Source organism: Mesorhizobium sp. M0060 (assembly GCF_040323155.1).
Taxonomy (GTDB): Bacteria; Pseudomonadota; Alphaproteobacteria; order Rhizobiales; family Rhizobiaceae; genus Mesorhizobium.
The window spans coordinates 40,821-60,673 of sequence record NZ_JAMYUP010000021.1; the positions used below are offsets into that span (position 1 = coordinate 40,821).

Below are 19,853 nucleotides of genomic sequence, written 5' to 3' on the forward strand. Positions count from 1 at the left end.
GCAGTCACGAGCGTGCCCCCCTGTCGATACCTAAAATGGCATCGTTGATCGTGCGGTCCGCACTGGCCTTGACGAAGTCGTCGAAGGCGCGTTCGGAAACGCGGATGATGTGATCGGCGATGAAGCGGGCTCCCTCAGCCGCGCCGTCCTCTGAATTCTTGAGGCAGCATTCCCACTCGAGCACCGCCCAGCCGTCGAAGTCGTAGCCGGAGAGTTTCGAGAAAATCGCCTTGAAGTCAATCTGTCCGTCGCCTGGGGAGCGGAAGCGGCCGGCACGCCGGATCCAGGGCTGGAAGCCGCCATAGGCGCCGGTCTTGCCGTCCGGCCGGAACTCGGCATCCTTGACGTGGAACATTTTGATGCGCTCGTGATAGTGGTCGATGTAGGCGAGATAATCGATCGCCTGCAGCACGAGATGGCTGGGGTCGTACATGATGTTGCAGCGCGGATGGTTGCCGACGCGCTCCAGGAACATCTCGAAGGTCAGCCCGTCATGCAGGTCTTCGGCAGGATGGATTTCGTAGCACAGGTCCACGCCACTCTCGTCGAAGGCATCAAGGATTGGCCGCCAGCGCCGAGCCTGCTCATCGAAACCGTCGTCGATCAGCCCATCCGTCCATTGCGGATAGGGATAGAGGAACGGCCACAGCAGCGAACCTGAGAAGGTGACATGGCGGTCTATGCCGAAACGCCTCGACGCCTTGGCGGCGAGATGAAGCTGCTCGACTGCCCACGCCTGCCGTGCGGCCGGATTGCCCCGCACCTCGGGTGCGGCGAAGGAATCCGCCGGATGATCGTAGGCGGGATGCAGGGCCACAAGCTGACCTTGCAGATGCGACGCCAGTTCGGTGACAACCAGGCCGTGTTCGGCGAGCTTGCCGGCATAGTCATCGCAATAGGTCTGGCTTTCAGCCGCTTGCTTCAAATCGATGACGCGCTTGTCCCAGGTCGGTATCTGCACGCCCTTGAAGCCCTTGGCCGAGGCCCAGCCGGCCAATCCCTCGATGCTGTTGAACGGTGCTTCGTCGCCCGCGAATTGAGCCAGAAACACAGCTGGCCCCTTAATGGTCCGCATCTTGCTCTCCTTCTGGCGGCAGGGCCGCCGGTTCATCCGTTATCGGAGCCGCCCAGAAGAGTGATGTGGGTCCTCACAGGGCAGCTGCTTTCTTTTCCGTATCCGCTTCGACGGTTCCAATGGCTTCAGAGCGCCATCGCCTTCTCAGGCACGGCCATGGGACCGGGTGCGGCGCCAAGCACGGTCTGGTCGTAATCCACCACCGCACCCGTCATGAGACCCGCATCGTCCGAAACGAGAAAGTTGACCGCTCGTGCCGCCTCGCGGGGGTCGATCAGGCGTCCGAAGGGCAGGTGTGCAACGGCTTTCGCTTCCCAGTCGGGATCGCCCTTCTCGCTCGCCTGCAATTCCCGCTCGTGGTCGGACGCCATCCAGCCGATATCCAGCTGGTTGACGCGGATGCGGTTCTTCATGACGGAAAATGCCGTGTTGCGGGTCAGTGTCGCCAGTGCCGCCTTGGTGGCGCAGTAGACGTTGATGAACGGCTGGCCGGCCTGCTGCGAAATCGAGCCGATGTTGCAGATCGCACCCTCGATGCCATGGCCGATCATGTGCCGGATGGCTTCCTGCATGAGGAAATAAGGTCCGCGTACATTCACGGCGAACAGGGCGTCGAACAATTCTGGCGACGTGTCGAGGATCGTGCCTCGGTCCGTCCGGGCACCGGCATTGACCAGCACGTCGATTCTTCCGAAAACGCGCTCCGCTTCCGCGATCACGCGGCGGCAATCCTCGACATTGCCAAGATCGGCGTTGACATAGTGCACGGGCACGCCCGTGGCGTGCGAAATGTCTGCGGCCACCGCGCGGCCCTTGGTTTCGTTACGACCAAGTGTGACGAGGCCAGCGGCTCCGGCTCGGGCGAGCTGGCGAGCGATAGCCGCGCCCAGTCCTTGCGTCGATCCGGTGACGACGCAGATCTTACCATCCATCCGGTTCATGCCTTGTCCTCCACTGTGTAGCCAGCCGCGGCCATGACGCGCAGCAATTCCTTGTGACCTATCTTCGCCATTTCGAGCGGCGGGCTTTTGACGGGATCCTGCTCGGCTTCAACGACGAACCAGCCTTCGTAGCCGTGGCTCGCCAAGCGCTTGATGATCGCCTCGAAGTCGAGCGAGCCGTCGCCGGGCACGGTGAAGGCTCCCTTGACCACCGCGTCGAGAAAACTTTCCCGGGTGCGGTCGAGCCCGTCTACGACTGCCTGGCGGATATCCTTGGTGTGTACATGCGAAATGCGGGCGTGGTGCTTGTCGACCACCCGCAGCACGTCGCCGCCGGCAAAGGCCATGTGGCCGGCATCGTAGAGCAGGGCCAGACCCTCGCCGGAATGCTTCATCAGGAAGTCGAGCTCTTCCTCGGTCTCGATCGGCGCGGCCATGTGGTGGTGGTAGGAAATCGGCATGCCCTCGCCCGAACACCATTCGGCGAAGGCAGTCATCTTGCGACCATAGATTCTGATCTCGTCTTCCGAGAGCCGCCGCTTGGTGGAAAGCGGCGCGGAGCGATCACCCTGTATGGTGCCTGCCGTTTCGCCGTAGACGATGCAGGGGGCATCGACGGCCTTGAAGAGCTGCATCTGCTGCGCGATGCGGTCTTTCTCCGCTTCGATATCGCCGTCAAGCAGCAGACCGGAGAACCAGCCGCCGCAGACGCTCATACCGTGCTGCCTCAGAGTGGGTTCGAGCACCGCCGCGTCCATCGGGAAACGGCGACCGGTCTCCATGCCGGTGAAGCCGGCCTCGCGGGCCTGCCGCAGACACTCCTCCAGCGAAACGTCGTCGCTCAATTCGGCGAGGTCATCGTTCCACCAGGCGATCGGCGCGATGCCAAGCTTGGCTCTCATCTTGATCTCCATCATCATTCCAGCTGCCGCCGCCAACTTTTGGCGCCGCGAAAAAAACTGCCGGAACAATGCTCAGGGAGTGTGGCATCGTTCCGGCAGAGGACGCCCCGGGGGGCGTCCGAAAAACCTAGACTCCTATGCGCTGCCGTTTGCGGCCTTCGGCTTGAACCGAATGGGCCTCGCGCACCTCGGCCCGCTCGCTGACCTGCGGCACGCCGACATCCCACCAGGCGTCGCCGGGTGTCCAGGTATAGCCATCGGAGACGATGGTGATCACCGTGGTGCGATCCGTCCCTTTGGCCCACTCCACAGCCTGGCCGAGATCCGCAAGGCTCTCAACCCGCCGCGTGAGGGCGCCCATGGCCTCGGCGTGTTTTGCAAAGTCGACCGAAAACGGCTCCTTGACCCGGCAATCCTTGATCATGTTGTTGAAGGACGCGCCGCCCTTGGCATTCTGTAGCCGGTTGATCACCGCATAGCCGCCATTGTCACAGACGATCAGGATCATCTTGTGGCCGACGAGAACCGATGAGTAGACGTCGGAATTCATCATCATGTAGGTGCCGTCGCCAATCATCACGATCGGCGTGCGGGTCGGATCCGCCATCGCCGCACCCCATCCGGCCGAGATCTCATAGCCCATGCAGGAAAATCCGAACTCGCAGTCGAACGTGTTCGGCTCCTTCACGCGCCAGTTCTTCATGACTTCCCCGGGAAGCCCGCCCGCCGCGGTGATCAGCAGATCCCGTTCGCCGGCCTTCGCGTTGACCACGCCGACGACCTGCGCGTAGGTCGGAACCGGGTCATTCGTAGGCTTCTGGAATCCGTCGAGCGCGGTGTTCCAGTTGGCAAATTCGACCTTGCCCTTTTCGGTCCAGCCGCTTTCGGCTTTCCAGTCACCGAGCGCGGCCTCGACCTCGTTGATGGTTTCCAGCGCATCGCCGACCACGGCGAGAGCCCGGTGCTTCGTGGCATCCCACCGCGCGGCGTTGATCGAGACGAATTTGGCGTCGGGGCTGAACGCACTCCACGATCCCGTCGTGAAGTCCATGAGCCGCGTGCCGACGGCCAGGATCACATCGGCCTCACCCGCAAGCGCGTTCGCCGATGTCGAGCCGACGATGCCAATGGGCCCGATATGGGCAGGATGGTCGTGCGTCACCGTGCCCTTGCCGGCGATGGTTTCGGCAAGCGGAATACCGCGCGCCTCGGCGAATTTCGCAAGAGCGGCCTCCGCACCGGAGTAACGCACGCCGCCGCCTGAAATGATCAGCGGACGCTTTGCCGCCTTGAGAAGACGCACCGCTTCTTCGAGACGCGCGCGATCCGGCCGGGGGCGCGGAATCGCATGGACCGTGGGTTCGAAGAAGGACTCGGGATAATCCCAAGCGACTTCCTGCACGTCTTGCGGGAGGGCGATGAAAGCTGGCCCGCAGTCGGCCGGATCAAGCAGAACCGCGACCGCCTGGGGCAGCGAGGAAACGATCTGTTCGGGATGGACAATGCGGTCCCAGTAGCGAGTCACCGCCTTGAACGCGTCGTTGACGTTGACTGTAGGATCGCCGAAGTGCTCGACCTGCTGCATGACCGGATCGGGCCGGCGGCTGACAAAGGTGTCGCCGGCCAGCATCAGTACCGGAAGCCGGTTTGAATGGGCGACGCCCGCGGCGGTCACCATGTTCAGAGCCCCCGGGCCTATGGAGGTGGCGGCGATCATGATCTGGCGCCGGCGCTTCGCCTTCGCGAACCCGATCGCGGCCAGTGCCATCGACTGCTCATTCTGGCCGCGCCATGTGGGAAGGACGTCCTGCGCGGCCTCCAGGGCCTCGGACAGGCACGTGACATTGCCGTGACCGAAAATGGCGAACACGCCCGCAAACAGCGGAACCTTGCTGCCGTCGACGATGGTGAACTGATTGCTCAGATAGCGCACAAGCGCCTGCGTCATGGTCAGACGAATGGTCTTCGTCATCACTACCTCCCTAGCGAATTTCCGTTGTGCAGACTATTACGAAATAGCCATTGACAAATCAACCTCTTTGCAACGATCATTGCAAAAATATTGTTGCGGAGGAATGCAATGCTGAGAATTGGCGTGCTCGGTTGCGGGCGCATCGGGCGCATGCATGCGGCCAATATCGCTGCACACCCACGAACGAAACTGGCGGCGGTGTATGACGTCAATCGCGCCGCCGCCGACGAAGTGTCAGCCATGCTCGGCCTTCCCGCGTTGGACTCGGCCGACGCCATGTTTGACACGGACGATGTGGACGCCGTGTTGATCGCGACGGCCACCGATACCCATGTCGACTACATTGAGCGGGCAGTGGCGGCCGGAAAGCCAGTGTTGTGCGAGAAGCCCATCGACCTTGACCTGATGCGTGTCGATCGCTGTGCCGCAAACATCCGTGGAAGCAAGCTGCCCATCATGATTGGCTTCGTCCGCCGCTTCGATCCCGGGCATGCTGCGGTGCGGGCGGCCATCCAGAGTGGCGAGCTCGGCGAGCTCCACCAGGTGATCATCACGTCGCGGGATCCTGGCATGGCGCCAGCTGCCTACACACGCGTGTCCGGCGGCATATTTCGCGACATGACAATCCACGATTTTGACATGGCTCGCTTCATGCTCGGTGAAGAGCCCGTTGAGGTCTTTGCGACCGGCAGCCGGCTGGTCGACCCGGACCTGATGGCCGAGACGAATGACTGGGATACGGTGACCGTGGTTTTGCGCACCGCCAGCGGCAAGCAGTGCATCATCAACAACTCACGACGCGCGGTCTATGGATACGATCAGCGCGTCGAGGCTTTCGGATCGGCCGGCATGGCGATTTCCGAGAACCGACGCGCGCATGAGGCCCGTATCTATGCCGATGGGCTGAGCGATCGGGCGCAGCCATACCTTCACTTCTTTATCGAGCGATATAGGGAAGCGTTCAACGCTGAAATCGACGACTTCGTCGACGCCATCGAAAATGGACGCCAGCCGTCGGTCGTATTCGAGGACGGACGCCTTGCGCTGGTCCTCGCCGAAGCAGCGATCAAATCTGTCGCAGAGCGTCGGGTGGTCAGCACCAGCGAGATCGGTGACGGCAATGTATGACAAATACGGACTTTTCATCGACGGTGAATGGCGCGCCGCTTCCGACCGAAGCACGGCGACCGTAGCCAGTCCCGTCACCGAACGCTCACTGGGCGACACTCCAACCGCGACGCTGGACGATACACAATCTGCCTTGGCGGCCGCCGAACGTGGCCTTTCTGCCTGGCGAGCAAAGAGCGCGTTCGAGCGCGCCGACGCGCTTCACGCTATCGCCGACGAAATGGGCCGGCGCAAGGACGAAGCCGCCCGCATGATTACGCTGGAGACGGGCAAGCCCATTGCCCAATCCGAACGCGAGTGGGTTCTGGCGACGGATCAGTTCCGGTGGTACGCCGAGGAGGCTCGGCGTGTTTATGGCCGTATCGTCGAGAGCCGTGTCCCCGGAGGTCGCTTCGAAGTGCTGCATGAGCCGATCGGCGTCGTGGCGGCCTTTACGGCATGGAATTTTCCGGCCGCGCTCGTCGCCCGCAAGGTCGCCCCGGCGCTTGCCGCCGGTTGTTCGGCCATCCTTCGGCCTTCGAGCCAGACGCCAGGGGTCGCGATGGTGATGATCGACTGCCTGCGTGCGGGCAGGCTCCCCCCAGGCACGGTCGGTCTTCTCGTCGGGTCCACGGCCACAACCTACGTGCCGCTGATGGCGTCGGCGCTTGTGCGCAAGGTTTCGCTGACCGGGTCTACACGGGTCGGGCAGCAAATGCTGCGCGACGCAGCCGATACGGTGAAGAAGGTGTCGATGGAGCTTGGCGGTAACGCGCCTCTCATCGTCTTCGACGACGCGGATATCGAAAGCGCGCTCAACGTGTCCGTGCCCACGAAGTTCGCCAATGCCGGGCAGGTTTGCGTCACGCCAGACCGCTTTTTCATCCACGAAAAGGTCCATGATGCTTTCGTCGACGGGTTCGTCACGCGGGCGAAGGCCCTGAAGCTGGGTGATGGGCTCGATCCGACGGTGCAGATGGGCCCCTTGATCAATGCCAGGAGGACCGACGAAATCGAACAAATCGTTACCGACGCGGAAAAGGCCGGTGCCAGGATTGCCGCAGGCGGCCGCCGCTCGCCGGCGTTCAACGCCGGTCATTTCTTTGAGCCGACGGTCCTTACCGATGTTGCTGACGACATGACCGTGTTTGCCGAGGAGAATTTTGGTCCGATCGCGGCCATCACCCGTTTCTCGTCCGAAGAGGAGGTCCTGGGTCGGGCAAACGCCTCGAAGATGGGGCTTTCTGCCTATGCCTTCACCCGGGATGCGGGGCGCGCCCGCAGAGTTGTCGCGACGCTCAAGGCCGGAATGGTCGGCATCAACAGCTTTGCGCTAGCGGCTTCCGAGGCGCCGTTCGGCGGGACCAACCATTCCGGCATGGGCCGGGAAGGCGGCGCGGAAGGTATCCGGGACTATCTCGATACCAAGCTGGCTCAAATCGTATTCTAAGGAGCGTTTTTCATGATCAAGAACAGGCTCAAGCAGCTTTGGGCCGATGGGAAGCCGACCATCAATGGCTGGCTTTCGATCGGCAACAGTTTCACCGCCGAGATCATGGCGGCGCAAGGTTACGACTGCATCGGCGTCGACCTCCAACATGGAGCGCTCGATTACAGCGGCCTGCTGCCAATACTCCAGGCGATGCGTGCCTCCGCTACGGTGCCGCTCGTCAGGGTGCCTTGGCTGGAGCCAGGCATCATCATGAAAGTGCTCGACGCAGGTGCTTACGGCGTCATCTGTCCGATGGTGAATACCGCCGAACAGGCGGCCGAGTTTGTTAGCTACGTGCGCTATCCGCCACTCGGCAGCCGAAGCTTTGGTCCGACACGTGTGAATTTCGCGGCCGGTGCCAATTACGCTTCTGAATCCAATGGCGAGATACTTGCCTTTGCCATGGTTGAGACGGCCGAGGCGATGGACAATCTCGACGCGATCGCTTCGACCCCTGGACTGGACGGGATCTACGTTGGTCCGGCCGACCTGACCCTCGGCATGACCCAGGGCCGCTTGCCGCCTGCCTTCGACCGCGAAGAACCGGAGATGATCGAGGCCATCCAGCATATCGTGGCGGCCTGCAAAAAAGCCGGCATAGCCGCGGGATTGCACTGTGGAACTCCGGCTTACGCGGCGCGTGCGATCGGGTGGGGCTACAACATGACCACCGTCTCCAACGACGTGCGCATGCTGGCCGGTGCGGCGGAAGCGAACGTCAAAAAGTTCAGGGAACTCACGGGCGGATCAAGCGTCAGCGCCGGTTCCAAGGGAGGGTACTGATGCCGCATGTTCTGGTTGCCGGGAAGCTGCACCCGGCTGGAATCGCGTTGCTCGATCATGCCGCCGGCGTCACCTACGACTATGTCGAGGAAGTGTCGGAGCCAAGCTATGCCCACCTGATCGACAGGGCCGATGGATTGGTGATCCGCACACAGCCTCTCTCGGCCGCGACCGTCGAGATGGGGCGCAGGCTCCGGATCGTGTCCCGTCACGGTGTCGGCTACGACTCTGTTGATTTGCCGTCCCTCAACAAGCGCGGCATCACGCTCGCCGTCGTCGGAGACGTCAATTCCATATCTGTCGCCGAGCACGCCATGATGATGCTCCTTGCCTGTGCCAAGCATGCTGTGCGCGGGGACCAGTCAGTTCGCGAGGGCGCCTGGAATTGGCGAAACAGGCTGGAAGCTTCGGAACTGGCCGGCAAGCGTCTGCTGATTCTAGGCTACGGCCGCATCGGCCGGCATCTCGCGAAGATGGCGGCTGCCTTTTCCATGGGCATCGCCGCCTACGATCCGTATCTCGAAAAAATCGGATGGCCGGAAGGCCCTGCGAAAACCGTCTCCGATCTGGCGTCGGCCCTTCGATGGGCGGATGCCATTTCCGTGCATGCGCCCAAGGGCGATAAACCTGTTATCGGCGAGCACGAGTTTTCCCTCATGAAGCCGGGAGCCTGGCTCGTGAACACAGCGCGCGGCGGCGTAGTTGACGAAAGGGCACTTCTTGCAGCCCTTCAGTCCGGCAAGGTGGCGACCGCCGGCCTCGATGTCTTCGACGAGGAACCGCCCGCTTCCGACAATCCACTCCTCTTATGCGATCAGGTGATCCTGTCGCCTCATATTGCCGGCCTCACAATCGAATGCGGTGAACGGATGGCCATGTCGGCGGTGCAGAACGTGCTCGATTTCTTTGAGAGCAGGATCGACCCGGCGCTGGTGGTCAACGGCAAAGAGCTGGAGGGCCAACCCGCGTCGTTGAACGGCCATTGAAAGCCGCACAAAGGTCTGTCAGTCCGGCGCCACAAGAAACATTGCAACAAAGCGATGCTGCCATCCCGGCAATCATCAGATTTCGATTTCGCACCAAGCTGCGCCGAAAAATATCTTATCAAAAACAGCTAGTTAATCCGCATAGAAAATAGTTGTTGCAAATTATAAAACTCTGCAATAAGCATTGTTGCACAAGAACTTCATACGCAATATCCATTGCAGAATGAGGCGAGGCGAGACTCCAAGAGCCGCCGTGTCCATGGGAGGATGACCACGTGTCTTTGCTTGAAGTGCAGGGCGTTGGCAAAAGCTTCGGGGCAATCCGCGCGCTGTCAGACGTCAGCTTTTCGATCGAACCCGGTGAAGTGGCCGGCCTGATGGGCGACAACGGCGCCGGAAAATCGACAATGGTCAAACTGATTTCGGGAAATTTTCCCCCGACCGAAGGGCAGATCAGAGTCGGCGGCAAGGCCTGCCACTTCCACAAGCCGCTCGATGCTCGCGCCGAGGGGATCGAGGTCGTGTATCAGGATCTCGCACTGGCGGACAATCTAACCGCTGCGCAGAACGTGTTCCTGGGTCGAGAACTCAAAAAGGGTGTCTGGCCTTTCCGGATTCTAGATAAGCAGGCGATGATCGATCGCTCCGCGGAGTTGTTCGGCGAACTGAAGTCAGAAACGCGGCCACGCGATCTCGTAAAAAAAATGTCGGGCGGTCAGCGCCAGGCAATTGCGATTTCACGGACCCGTTTGTCCAACGCCAGACTCGTCATTATGGACGAACCGACCGCTGCGATTTCCGTGCGCCAAGTTGCTGAGGTCCTGGAATTGATCCGGCGCATGAAAGCGGGCGGTGTCGCGGTGATCCTGATTAGCCACCGCATGCCAGACGTTTTTGCCGTCTGCGATCGTATCGTCGTTCTACGGCGCGGCACCAAGGTTGCCGACAAACCCACCGTTCAGACATCTCCGGAAGAAATCACCGGACTAATCACGGGAGCGATCCGTGCAGCCTAGTCAACCCGAAGCGATCCAGGAAAGCCACGCCTCGATTGCCGACGTCGTCGGCATCATGGAACAAACTGCGCTTCAGAAGTTGAGAAGTAGCCAGGCCTTCTGGGTCTCGGTCGCGCTCTTCCTCCTTGTCGCGTTTATGACCATGTTGGAACCGAGCTTCGGCACAGCCGAAAATGCAACCAACATCACCCGGAATTTCGCGCTGATCGCCATCATGGGCCTGGGCATGACCGTGGTGTTGATTACGGGCGGGATCGATCTTTCCGTTGGGTCAGTCATGGGCCTCGTGGCCATCGTGGCCGGTCTTCTACTGACCTGGCATTATCCTTGGTACGTGGCGTTCGCCTCCGGCCTTCTCGCTGGAGTTGCCTGCGGGTCGTTCAACGGCTTTTTCGTCGCCTATATCGGCATGCCGTCCTTCGTGGTCACGCTTGGCATGCTGTCGATAGCGCGTTCGCTGGCGGTGGTGCTGTCAGGCAACCAAATGCTCTATCAGTTTGGGCCTGACGCCCCGATCGTGAAAGCCATCGGCCAGGCAAAGTGGCCGGTGCACTCGCTGGAGGGATGGGCTCCTAGCTGGATACCGCAGTTCTCGTCCCATTTCTGGGTGATGGTGATCATGGCGCTAGCCCTCGGCTGGGTGTTCATCTTCACCGCGTGGGCCCGCCATCTGTTCGCGATCGGCGGTAACGAGAATGCGGCACGCATGACGGGCGTGCCCGTCGATCGGATCAAGTTCCAGGCTTATGTTTTCTCGTCCTTCTGCGCCTCGATCGCATCCTTGCTCCTGCTCGGTTACAGCGGCTCGGCGATCAATGCGGTGGGAACAGGTTACGAGTTGCGCGTCATCGCCGGCACCGTGATCGGCGGCGCCAGCCTGATGGGCGGCTATGGCACCGCGTTCGGCGCGGTTATCGGATCGGCCTTCCTCGAGGTCGTCCGCAACGCCCTGCTGATGGCAGGCATCGATTCCAACTGGCAGGGTGCCTTCGTTGGCATCTTCATCATTCTCGCCGTGCTTCTTGGCATGGGGACGTCCGGCAGATCGCTGAAGTCCTTCTTCACCATCAAGCGTGGCTAGAGCTCTGCCGGCTTATGCCGGTGGAATATCCTGAGGTGAACACAACAAACGGAGGAACATCGATGAAGAAATATCTTTTGGCGGCTGCGGTTGCCGCGTCCGCCCTGACGGCGGGGCAGGCCTACGCCCAGCAGAAACTCGTATTCGCGCTGGTGCCGAAGAACATGAACAACCCCTATTTCGACCAGGCTCGTGATGGCTGCAAGAAGGCAGAGGCCGAGTCCAACGGCGCATTCGAGTGCATGTACATCGGACCCGGCGAGCACGGTGGCGGTGAGGAACAGGTTCAGATCGTGCAGGATCTGGTTGCCAAGAAGGTCGATGGCATCGCCGTTGCACCGGCGAACGCGGCAGCCATGGCCGTCGCACTGCAGGCCGCGAAGGAAGCTGGTATTCCCGTGCTGACCTGGGACGCGGACGTGCTGCCCGAGAACAAGGATCTGCGCGCCGCCTATGTCGGAACGCACAACTACGAGATCGGCGTGAACCTCGCCAAGATCGTGCAGACGATCAAGCCGAAAGGTGGCACCATCTGCATCCAGTCCGGCGGCGCGGCAGCGGCAAACCATAACGAGCGCATGCAAGGCATCCGCGACACGCTCTCCGGGACCAAGTCGGCCGCCTCGCCGGGCGATCCCCTGACCAGTCAGAACGGCTGGACCGAGGCGCCCGGCTGCCCGCTGTACACCAACGATGATTTCCCGCTGTCGGTGCAGCAGTTCCAGGACTACATGGCGAAGATGCCGAACCTTGACGCATTCGTGCCGACCGGCGGCTTCCCGCAATTTGTGCCGGACGCCAACCGCGCTGCGGTCGAGCCGTACAAGGACAAGATCGCCAAGAAGGAACTGGCGCTGGTCGTTGCCGATACCTTGCCCACGCAGATTGAACAGATGAAGGAAGGGTACTCTCTCGGCCAGGTAGGTCAGCGTCCCTTCGAAATGGGCTACAAGACCATGTTCGCGCTCAAGGACATGAAGGACGGCAAGCCGGCTCCGACGGATCCGACCTACACCGGACTTGACGTCTGCACGCCGGAGACGGCCGACACCTGCATCGCGAAGTAACCATGAAAGGGGCGGGAGAAATCCCGCCTCCTATTCCGCGACCGACCCCGTTGCAAACTTACACCTTCTGAAGCGTGGAAGCATGACAGCAGACAGACCTAAACTACGGATTGGGCTGATCGGCTCTGGCTTCATGGGCAAGGCCCACGTGTTCGGCTTCGCAACCGCGCAACGTGTGTTTGATCTACCATTTGAGATTGTCCTTCATACCATCGCCGACCGCTCTGACGACATCGCAGCCAAGGCGTCGCGAGCGCTAGGCTTTGCTCGGTCGAGCGGCGACTGGCGCACGCTCATTTCAGATCCCGAAATCGACCTGATAGACATCACCGCTCCGAATGCCTTTCACAAGGAAATGGCGCTCGCAGCCATCGGTGCCGGCAAACACGTCTACTGTGAAAAGCCCCTCGCACCGCTGGCGAGCGACGCATGGGAGATGGCCAAAGCGGCCAAACAGGCTGGGGTGCGCACGCAGGTCGGCTTCAACTATCTTTGCAACCCGATGCTGCGCCTTGCGCGTGACATGATCCGGAACGGTGAGCTTGGCGAAATCTGGAGTTACCGCGGTATCCATGCCGAGGACTATATGGCGGATCCGGAAAGCCCATTTACGTTCCGCCACGATCCAGCCGGCGGCGGTGCCCTCGCAGACCTTGGCAGCCACGCGCTTGCCACAGCGGAATATCTTCTTGGCCCGATAAGCCGGTGTTGAGCGATTGCGTCACGGTGATAGGTTCGCGCCCCGACGGCACCGGCGGCAGACGCGATGTAGAGGTCGACGATCTGTCCCGGATGTTCGTCCGATTCGAAAACGGTGCATCGGGCACCATCGAGGCCAACTGGATCGCCACGGGCCGTAAGATGCAGCACGATTTCGAGGTGTACGGCACCGCGGGCGCGCTGGTCTTCTCGCAGGAGCGTTTCAACGAGTTGCACTTCTACAGCGTCGCGGACCGAGCTGGACGTCGTGGTTTCAGGCGCATCGAAGCCGGTCCGGACCATGACCCCTACGGTCTGTTCTGTGTCGCCCCCGGCCATCAGCTGGGTTTCAATGATCTCAAGGCCATTGAGATAGCGAACTTCGTGAAAGCTATTTCCGGAGGAGCGCCAGAGCCGATGAATTTCCGGTCCGGCGCGCGTATCCAGGCCCTCCTTGAGGACGCAAGAAGGTCCTCCGGCGAGGGCGTGGATCGACGTCAGCGCATAGGTGCTGCTCCGTGCTGCCGAAGGCCAGCGGGGCCCGCTCGGTGATAGCAACAGCAACTGGAGCCCTTTCATGTCAATTCGGCTTGCCGTTGTCGGTGCCGGGATCATGGGAAATGACCATGCCAGCATCTTCGCCGAGGATCTTCCGGGGCGACGCTGCAGGTGATCTGCGATGCTCGGAGAAACGGGCACGTCATTTGGCGGACCGTGTTGGCGCAAAGTATGTTCTGACCGATGGTCGATTCAGGCCTACAGTACGTCACTCATCATGATACGGATTGGAGAGGTCGCCATGCCGAGGCCTATCGCCGTCAGAACGGCGCCTTCCTGAAATTCGTCCGCACTGGTGAATTCCCCGCGAACACTGCGGGCCCCTGGGATGGATACGGCGCCGCCATCGCTGCGGAGGCGGGGGGCGCCCTAGCGGAAAATCGAAGGGTTGAGGTTGAAATGGCGAGCCAGCCAGCCTTCTATCGCCCTGGGGACCAGGCGAAATCCATTAGGCTGGCCCACGGATCTAGTGCGGGCCAGAAAGTCATCCGAGGGTTTCAGATCGCCTGCAATTTGTAGTCCGCCGCTTTTGACCGGCACCACGCCGCGTTGGATGATCGCAAAGCCTGAATTCGCGTTGCTCGCACAAGCAGCGTTCGCTCGGCGACCCGGCGTGCGCCCTTATGCCGGCAAGCCAGCCATCCGCATGGCGTCGGTGACGTCATCGATTATCTCAGGCGCAATTCCGACGGCGGCAGACCAGCGCCTGATGGTGAATTGCGGGTCGAGCGACAAAAGTCGCGTGGCCGCCGCTTTTGCCTCGTCGAGCCGCCCAAGCCTGGCAAGTGGTGCCGCCAACCATCCGTGCAGGATGCTGAAGCCGGGGTTCAGTTCCACCGCCCTTCGGCCGGCCGCGACGGCCTGTTCGTGCCGGCCGGAGAGGAAATTACCGAACCCGATGATGCCTTGCGGCACGCAGCTCATGGCGTCGAGGGGGCTCAGCCGCATTGCCCGCTCGCACCAATCGATCGCGCGCGCCGCGTCGCCGCCATAGGCCACCGGCACGCAGCCAAAGGCATAGACGAAGGCGCAGGAAGCACTGAGCGCCAAAGCCTCTGTAAACGCCTCGTCGGCCAGCCTGCGGTCATGCTCCACGAGGCCGATGGTGAAGCCGGCCAGAGCGAGCGCCATCGCGTCGCCCGGACCGTGCTCGATCGCCGCATGGGCATGGCGGATCGACTTCTCGCGGTTCTCCGCGTCCATGCCGCCGCGCACAAATAGGGTCTGATGCGCCCAGGCGGCAAAGCCATGGGCAAGAGCATAGGTCGGCTCGATGGCTAAAGCCTGGTTCAGCAGGGGCAGACCCTTGGCGGCACCTTGCGGCATGAAGGTGTAGACATCAGGCAGTGCGCGAAGCAGGAGATCATAAGCGTCGAGACTGTCGGGGCGCTGGCGCCTGACGCGTTCGATCTCGGCCCGGCGCAAATTGGGCTCTATTGCCGCGATGACGCTGACGGTGATTTCGTCCTGCAGCGCGAAGACGTCGGTCAGGTCGCGGTCATAGCGTTCGGCCCACAAATGGCTGCCGTCCTCCGCGTCGATGAGCTGGCCGGTAATGCGCACGCGGCTTCCCACCTTGCGCACGCTGCCTTCCAGCACGTAGCGCACGCCGAGCTCGTGGCCGACCTGCTTCACGTCCACCGCGCGGCCCTTGTAGGTAAAGCTGGAGTTCCGCGCGATGACGAACAGCCACCTTATGCGCGACAGACCCGTGATAATGTCCTCGACCATGCCGTCGGCAAAATAGTCCTGATCCGGATCGCCGCTCAGGTTCACGAAGGCCAGCACGGCGATGGAGGGACGGGCGGGAATCCCCGAGGCAGGCTTCGGTTGCTCCACCCGTGTCGTCGCCTCGGTGCCGGCCTCCTCGAGCACGGTGCCGACGAAGCGAAAGCCCCTGCGTAGAATGGTGCGGATCAGGCGCTGCTCATCGCCACTGTCGTGGAGTGCATTGCGGGCGGCGTTGACGCGGCTGGCGAGCGTGGCGTCCGAGACGATGCGCCCCTGCCAGACCGCATCGACCAGGTCATCCTTGCTGACCACCCGTTCGCGATTGCGGATGAGATATTGCAGCAGGTCGAACACTTGCGGCTCGACGGCGATCAGGTCGTTGCCGCGACGCAGTTCGCGCCGATCGCAGTCCAGAGCAAAATCCTCAAAAAGATACGGCAAAATTACTCGCTCCAGACCACGCTGCAAACAGACGTACACTCTAACCGCGTCGTTGACGCAAAATCAAAGCGATCTCAATGCAAAATCAAGAGGTCCTGAAGGCCGCGTCAAAGCGCGCCACTTCGCCTTGCCGCATAGTCCTCTTGCAACAAACTCTTCAACCAATGTTTTCGAAAAAGGAGAACTCAAATGTCGAACACTGCAGCAAAGTCCGTCGTCCTCGTGCATGGCGGCTTCGTCGATGGATCCGGCTGGGACGGGGTCTATCAGATCCTCAAGAAGGACGGCTATGACGTGACCATCGTCCAGAACCCGACCACTTCGCTCGCCGACGATGTCGCCGTCACCAAGCGTGCCATCGCCGCCGCTCCGGGCGATGTCATCCTGGTCGGCCACTCCTATGGCGGCGTCGTGGTGTCTGAGGCCGGCACAGATGCGAAGGTGGCAGGTGTCGTTTATATCGCAGCCTTCGCGCCGGACGCCGGCGAGTCGGTCTCGACCTTGATCGCCAACCCGCCGCCCGGAGCGTCGGTGCCGCCGATCCTGCCGCCCGTCGACGGCTTCCTGATGCTCGACAAGGCCAAGTTTGCAGCCTCGTTCGCAGCCGATGTCCGGCCCGGGCTCGCCTCCTTCATGGCGGATTCGCAGGTTCCGTGGGGCGTGGCGGCGCTCGAAGGCAAGGTCACTGCTCCGGCCTGGAGGGTAAAGCCCAGCTGGTACCTTGTCGCCACCGACGACAGGATGATCCCGCCGCCGGCGCAGCGCAACATGGCGAACCGGGCGCAGGCAACGACGGTGGAGGCGCCTGGCAGTCACGCCGTCTACGTCTCCGATCCTGCAGCTGTCGCAAGCCTCATCAAACAGGCGGCCGCCGGCGTCGGCAAACACTGAACGCGCATCACCCTTGATGGGCTGCCTGGGCGCCTGGCGGCGCCTGGGACCGCTAGGCCGGCCGAACGACCGGATGCACCAGGACCTGACAGCTGTTGGCTGCATCAGAGCGAGCAATGCACCAATTTTGCTGCGACAAGATCCGCAAGGCCCGAGCCGACGGCTGGTGTGAAGCCTCCAATCAGGTCAACATGGATCCCAGGGGAGAGCCATGCGCCATGCCCCGGTTGATCAAATCGGCAACCATGCAGTCCGCACTCTCCGGATTGATATCCTATCCCTCGGCAATTGGACGAACGGCGCGATATGCCTCCGGTATAGGGCTGGCGACGCGGCCTGAGCCGAGGACGAGCGGTTTTCGCGAGTCCTCGCGCGAAAGGCACGCGCCGCGAGCGCCGAGGTCGCCACTGTCCGCCGCGCTGTGATGACGTTGCCGTCCATCATGGCCAGCACATGCTTGATCCAACCGATCCGTTCTCCACCGGCTATGAGGTTTCCGACACTTGGCCGGCTAAGAACTTGCCCGGTTGAGAATATGAGCTGAAAGCGACAGAGCCCTGCGAACGCCAGCATCGGATGATCTGCTCTCGTCGAATGACGCAAGGTCTCAAAAACGGGGAGAGCCTCTACACGTCCCCCCGGAACGTCTGCTTCTGCTGGCCAAGCCCTTCAATGCCGAGCTCGACCACGTCGCCGGGCTTCAGGAAGACCGGCGGCTTCATGCCGAGGCCGACGCCGGGCGGCGTGCCGGTCGAGATGATGTCGCCCGGGTGCAGCGACATGAACTGGCTGAGATAGGAGACGAGATAAGCGACGCCGAAGACCATGGTCTTGGTCGAGCCGTTCTGCATCGTCTTGCCGTTGACCGTCAGCCACATCGGGATGTTCTGCGGGTCCTTGACCTCGTCCTTGGTCACCAGCCACGGGCCGATCGGCCCGAACGTGTCGCAGGACTTGCCCTTGGTCCACTGGCCTTGGCGCTCGGCCTGGAAGGCGCGCTCGGAGACGTCGTGCGAGACGCAATAGCCGGCAACATAATCCAGCGCCTCGGCCTCGCCGACATATTTGGCTTTTCTGCCGATGACCACGCCGAGTTCGACTTCCCAGTCGGTCTTGACCGAGCCGCGCGGGATCAGCACGTCGTCATTCGGCCCGACAATAGCCGAGCTTGCCTTCATGAAGATGATCGGCTCCGGCGGCACGGTGGCGCCGGTCTCGGCGGCATGGTCGGAATAGTTCAGGCCGATGCAGATGAACTTGCCGGTGCCGGCAACGCAGGCGCCGATCCGCGGCTTGCCGGAAACCGCCGGCAGCGATTTCGGATCGAGCTTCGACAATGTCTCGAGCGATGCCGGGTCAAGCGCCTTGCCGGCAATGTCGGTGACATGGGCGCTGCGATTGAGCTGAGCGCGTCTTTCGCAGTGTTCCAACCGAGACGCCCCCGCGATAACGGTCAGAGACTTCCTCGGCAGTTAGGCATTTCTCTCATCCGTCGAGTTCTCCATCCATATCGCCAGCTATCGCCACCGTGCGTGCCTCCGAGTGTAGCGCTCTTGGGGCAGATCCGCTTGGCGATGCGATCCAAGCGATCCAATCATGCATGACAACGCTCCCGAATTCTCAAACATGCGGCCATACGGAAATGATGGGATCAGTTGCCCGAAGATGGAAGGCGTCAACCATGGTGAGTAGTGTTTGAGGATATGGCCGGATAGAAATCGGAGAGTCCGCCCAACCAAGAACGCAGGGCTTGACCGAGGCTCGGGCAAGCCGGTCCAGTCTAACACAGCTTAACCGCGTCTATTGGTGGATTGGACATATAAGCGAATAAACTCAATCAGTTATTGGAGTGCGTGTGCAAAACTGCACACGAAAGTTCTGCTTCACTTCCATTTTCATTCTTGCGATGGGGCCGCCGACAGGTCTCGTGAGCCGCCGCTGGCAGGCGGCGCTCGCCAGCCGAACTACGGTGTCCGATTGTATCCTGGCTTAGAGCGGTTCCTGATTTGACGGAATCGAAGGGGATTCCGGATCAGTCGGTTTTGTGATTCAAGATGCTGGCTGGAGTGGAGGCCAGCATCGGATGACGCGACCTCTTTCGGATGATCTTCGCGAACGTGTTGTAGCGGCGGTTTTGGGTGGCGAGAGCCGCCGGTCGGCCGCGAAACGGTTCGGCATTTCGCGGCGGTGAAGTTGTTGCAGCGCCATCGGGCGACTGGCTCGGTTGCGCCTGGCAAGATGGGCGGACATCGCAAGAGGGTGCTGGAGCCGCACCGTGCCTTCATCGAGGCGCGTGTGCGTGAGACGCCGCATCTGACACTGCATGGTCTGAAGGATGAGTTGGCCGCACGCGGGGTCAAGGTCTCGCACAACGCGGTCTGGATGTTCTTGAGGCGCGAGGGCCTGAGCTTCAAAAAAAACGCTGTTCGCCCTTGAGCAGGCGCGCGCTGATATTGCCCGCAGGCGTCAGCGATGGCGCTCTTGGCAGGCCGGCCTCGATCCGCAGCATCTGGTCTTCATCGACGAGACCTGGATCAAGACCAACATGGCTCCGCTGCGCGGTTGGGGGCCGAAGGGCGAACGGCTGCGCGGCTTGGCCCCGCACGGCCACTGGCGCACGCTTCCTCGGCGCGCTGCGCTGCGATAGGCTCGCGGCACCTTGCGTCTTCGACGGGCCAATCAACGGCCAATGCTTCCGCGCCTATGTCGAGCAGCAGCTCATCACCGTGCTGAAACCCGGCGACATCGTCGTCATGGATAATCTGGGAAGTCATAAGTCGGCGGCCATCAGGCAGATGATCAAGGCGGCCGGCGCCAGGCTTTGGTACCTACCGCCCTACTCCCCAGACCTCAATCCGATCGAGCAGGCCTTTGCCAAAATCAAACACTGGATGCGCCAAGCTCAGAAACGTACCGTCGAGGACACTTGGCGCCACATCGGCCACCTCGTTGAAACGATCGAGGCAACCGAATGCAACAACTACTTCGCAAACGCCGGCTACGCTTCCATCAAAACGTGAAAGGCTCTAGTCCGCGGCTCGGTTATCGCTACGTGAGCGGCGATCCGGAGCCGTTGTTGATGGGAGCGGGTCCGCGAACCGCGAGCAACTC

General features: G+C 61.6%; 14 protein-coding genes and 2 pseudogenes. 10 read left to right on the top strand and 6 right to left on the bottom strand.

Going from position 1 to position 19,853, the window contains the following annotated elements:
- Nucleotides 1–4: 4 nt before the first annotated feature.
- From NKJ94_RS20580 to iolD, 4 genes are all read right to left on the bottom strand, one after another.
- Nucleotides 5–1,075, bottom strand: a complete 1,071-nt coding sequence (locus NKJ94_RS20580; protein ID WP_031193888.1) for a sugar phosphate isomerase/epimerase family protein — start codon at nucleotides 1,073–1,075, stop codon at nucleotides 5–7.
- Nucleotides 1,076–1,200: 125 nt separating this feature from the next.
- Nucleotides 1,201–2,016, bottom strand: a complete 816-nt coding sequence (locus NKJ94_RS20585) for an SDR family oxidoreductase (RefSeq protein ID WP_352494519.1) — start codon at nucleotides 2,014–2,016, stop codon at nucleotides 1,201–1,203.
- Nucleotides 2,013–2,918, bottom strand: a complete 906-nt coding sequence (iolE, locus tag NKJ94_RS20590) for a myo-inosose-2 dehydratase (RefSeq protein ID WP_352527338.1) — start codon at nucleotides 2,916–2,918, stop codon at nucleotides 2,013–2,015. Before iolE ends, NKJ94_RS20585 begins: the two co-directional genes overlap by 4 nt.
- 127 nt (nucleotides 2,919–3,045) lie before the next feature.
- Nucleotides 3,046–4,890 (bottom strand): 3D-(3,5/4)-trihydroxycyclohexane-1,2-dione acylhydrolase (decyclizing), encoded by a 1,845-nt coding sequence (iolD, locus tag NKJ94_RS20595; protein WP_502896094.1) that lies wholly within the window; start codon nucleotides 4,888–4,890, stop codon nucleotides 3,046–3,048.
- A 108-nt stretch (nucleotides 4,891–4,998) separates the two neighbouring features.
- Between iolD and iolG the strand changes: the two genes are divergently transcribed.
- From iolG to NKJ94_RS20635, 8 genes and pseudogenes are all read left to right on the top strand, one after another.
- Nucleotides 4,999–6,018, top strand: a complete 1,020-nt coding sequence (gene iolG, locus NKJ94_RS20600) for an inositol 2-dehydrogenase (RefSeq protein WP_352527340.1) — start codon at nucleotides 4,999–5,001, stop codon at nucleotides 6,016–6,018.
- The gene (locus tag NKJ94_RS20605) at nucleotides 6,011–7,447 is read left to right on the top strand and encodes an NAD-dependent succinate-semialdehyde dehydrogenase (RefSeq protein ID WP_352527341.1); all 1,437 of its coding nucleotides are present in this window, start codon (nucleotides 6,011–6,013) and stop codon (nucleotides 7,445–7,447) included. Before iolG ends, NKJ94_RS20605 begins: the two co-directional genes overlap by 8 nt.
- A gap of 12 nt (nucleotides 7,448–7,459) precedes the next feature.
- On the top strand, nucleotides 7,460–8,272 hold the full coding sequence (locus tag NKJ94_RS20610) for an HpcH/HpaI aldolase family protein (protein ID WP_352527342.1): 813 nt from the start codon (nucleotides 7,460–7,462) through the stop codon (nucleotides 8,270–8,272).
- Nucleotides 8,272–9,258 carry a hydroxyacid dehydrogenase gene (locus NKJ94_RS20615; protein WP_352527343.1) on the top strand — a complete coding sequence of 329 codons (987 nt, stop codon included), beginning with the start codon at nucleotides 8,272–8,274 and terminating at the stop codon, nucleotides 9,256–9,258. Before NKJ94_RS20610 ends, NKJ94_RS20615 begins: the two co-directional genes overlap by 1 nt.
- A 275-nt stretch (nucleotides 9,259–9,533) precedes the next feature.
- Entirely contained in the window at nucleotides 9,534–10,274 is a 741-nt protein-coding gene (locus NKJ94_RS20620) for an ATP-binding cassette domain-containing protein (protein ID WP_352527344.1), read from the top strand.
- Nucleotides 10,264–11,355: an ABC transporter permease gene (locus tag NKJ94_RS20625; protein WP_352527345.1), complete on the top strand. Its 1,092-nt coding sequence runs from the start codon at nucleotides 10,264–10,266 to the stop codon at nucleotides 11,353–11,355. The genes NKJ94_RS20620 and NKJ94_RS20625 overlap by 11 nt, the downstream gene beginning before the upstream one ends.
- Nucleotides 11,356–11,417: 62 nt before the next feature.
- Complete coding sequence (locus NKJ94_RS20630; RefSeq protein ID WP_352527346.1) at nucleotides 11,418–12,422, top strand: substrate-binding domain-containing protein; 1,005 nt, start codon at nucleotides 11,418–11,420, stop codon at nucleotides 12,420–12,422.
- Nucleotides 12,423–12,504: 82 nt separating this feature from the next.
- Nucleotides 12,505–13,673, top strand: a pseudogene (locus NKJ94_RS20635) (Gfo/Idh/MocA family protein).
- Between the two features lie 627 nt (nucleotides 13,674–14,300).
- Here the strand turns inward: NKJ94_RS20635 and NKJ94_RS20640 are convergent.
- Entirely contained in the window at nucleotides 14,301–15,851 is a 1,551-nt protein-coding gene (locus tag NKJ94_RS20640) for a winged helix-turn-helix domain-containing protein (RefSeq protein ID WP_352527347.1), read from the bottom strand.
- A gap of 189 nt (nucleotides 15,852–16,040) precedes the next feature.
- On the opposite strand from NKJ94_RS20640, the gene NKJ94_RS20645 reads away from it, so the two are divergent.
- Nucleotides 16,041–16,742: an alpha/beta hydrolase gene (locus tag NKJ94_RS20645; RefSeq protein ID WP_352527348.1), complete on the top strand. Its 702-nt coding sequence runs from the start codon at nucleotides 16,041–16,043 to the stop codon at nucleotides 16,740–16,742.
- A gap of 626 nt (nucleotides 16,743–17,368) precedes the next feature.
- Here the strand turns inward: NKJ94_RS20645 and NKJ94_RS20650 are convergent.
- Nucleotides 17,369–18,172, bottom strand: coding sequence for a fumarylacetoacetate hydrolase family protein (locus NKJ94_RS20650; RefSeq protein ID WP_352527349.1), 804 nt, complete (start codon nucleotides 18,170–18,172; stop codon nucleotides 17,369–17,371).
- A 653-nt stretch (nucleotides 18,173–18,825) separates the two neighbouring features.
- Between NKJ94_RS20650 and NKJ94_RS20655 the strand changes: the two are divergent.
- Nucleotides 18,826–19,762, top strand: a pseudogene (locus tag NKJ94_RS20655) (IS630 family transposase).
- Nucleotides 19,763–19,853: the final 91 nt, after the last annotated feature.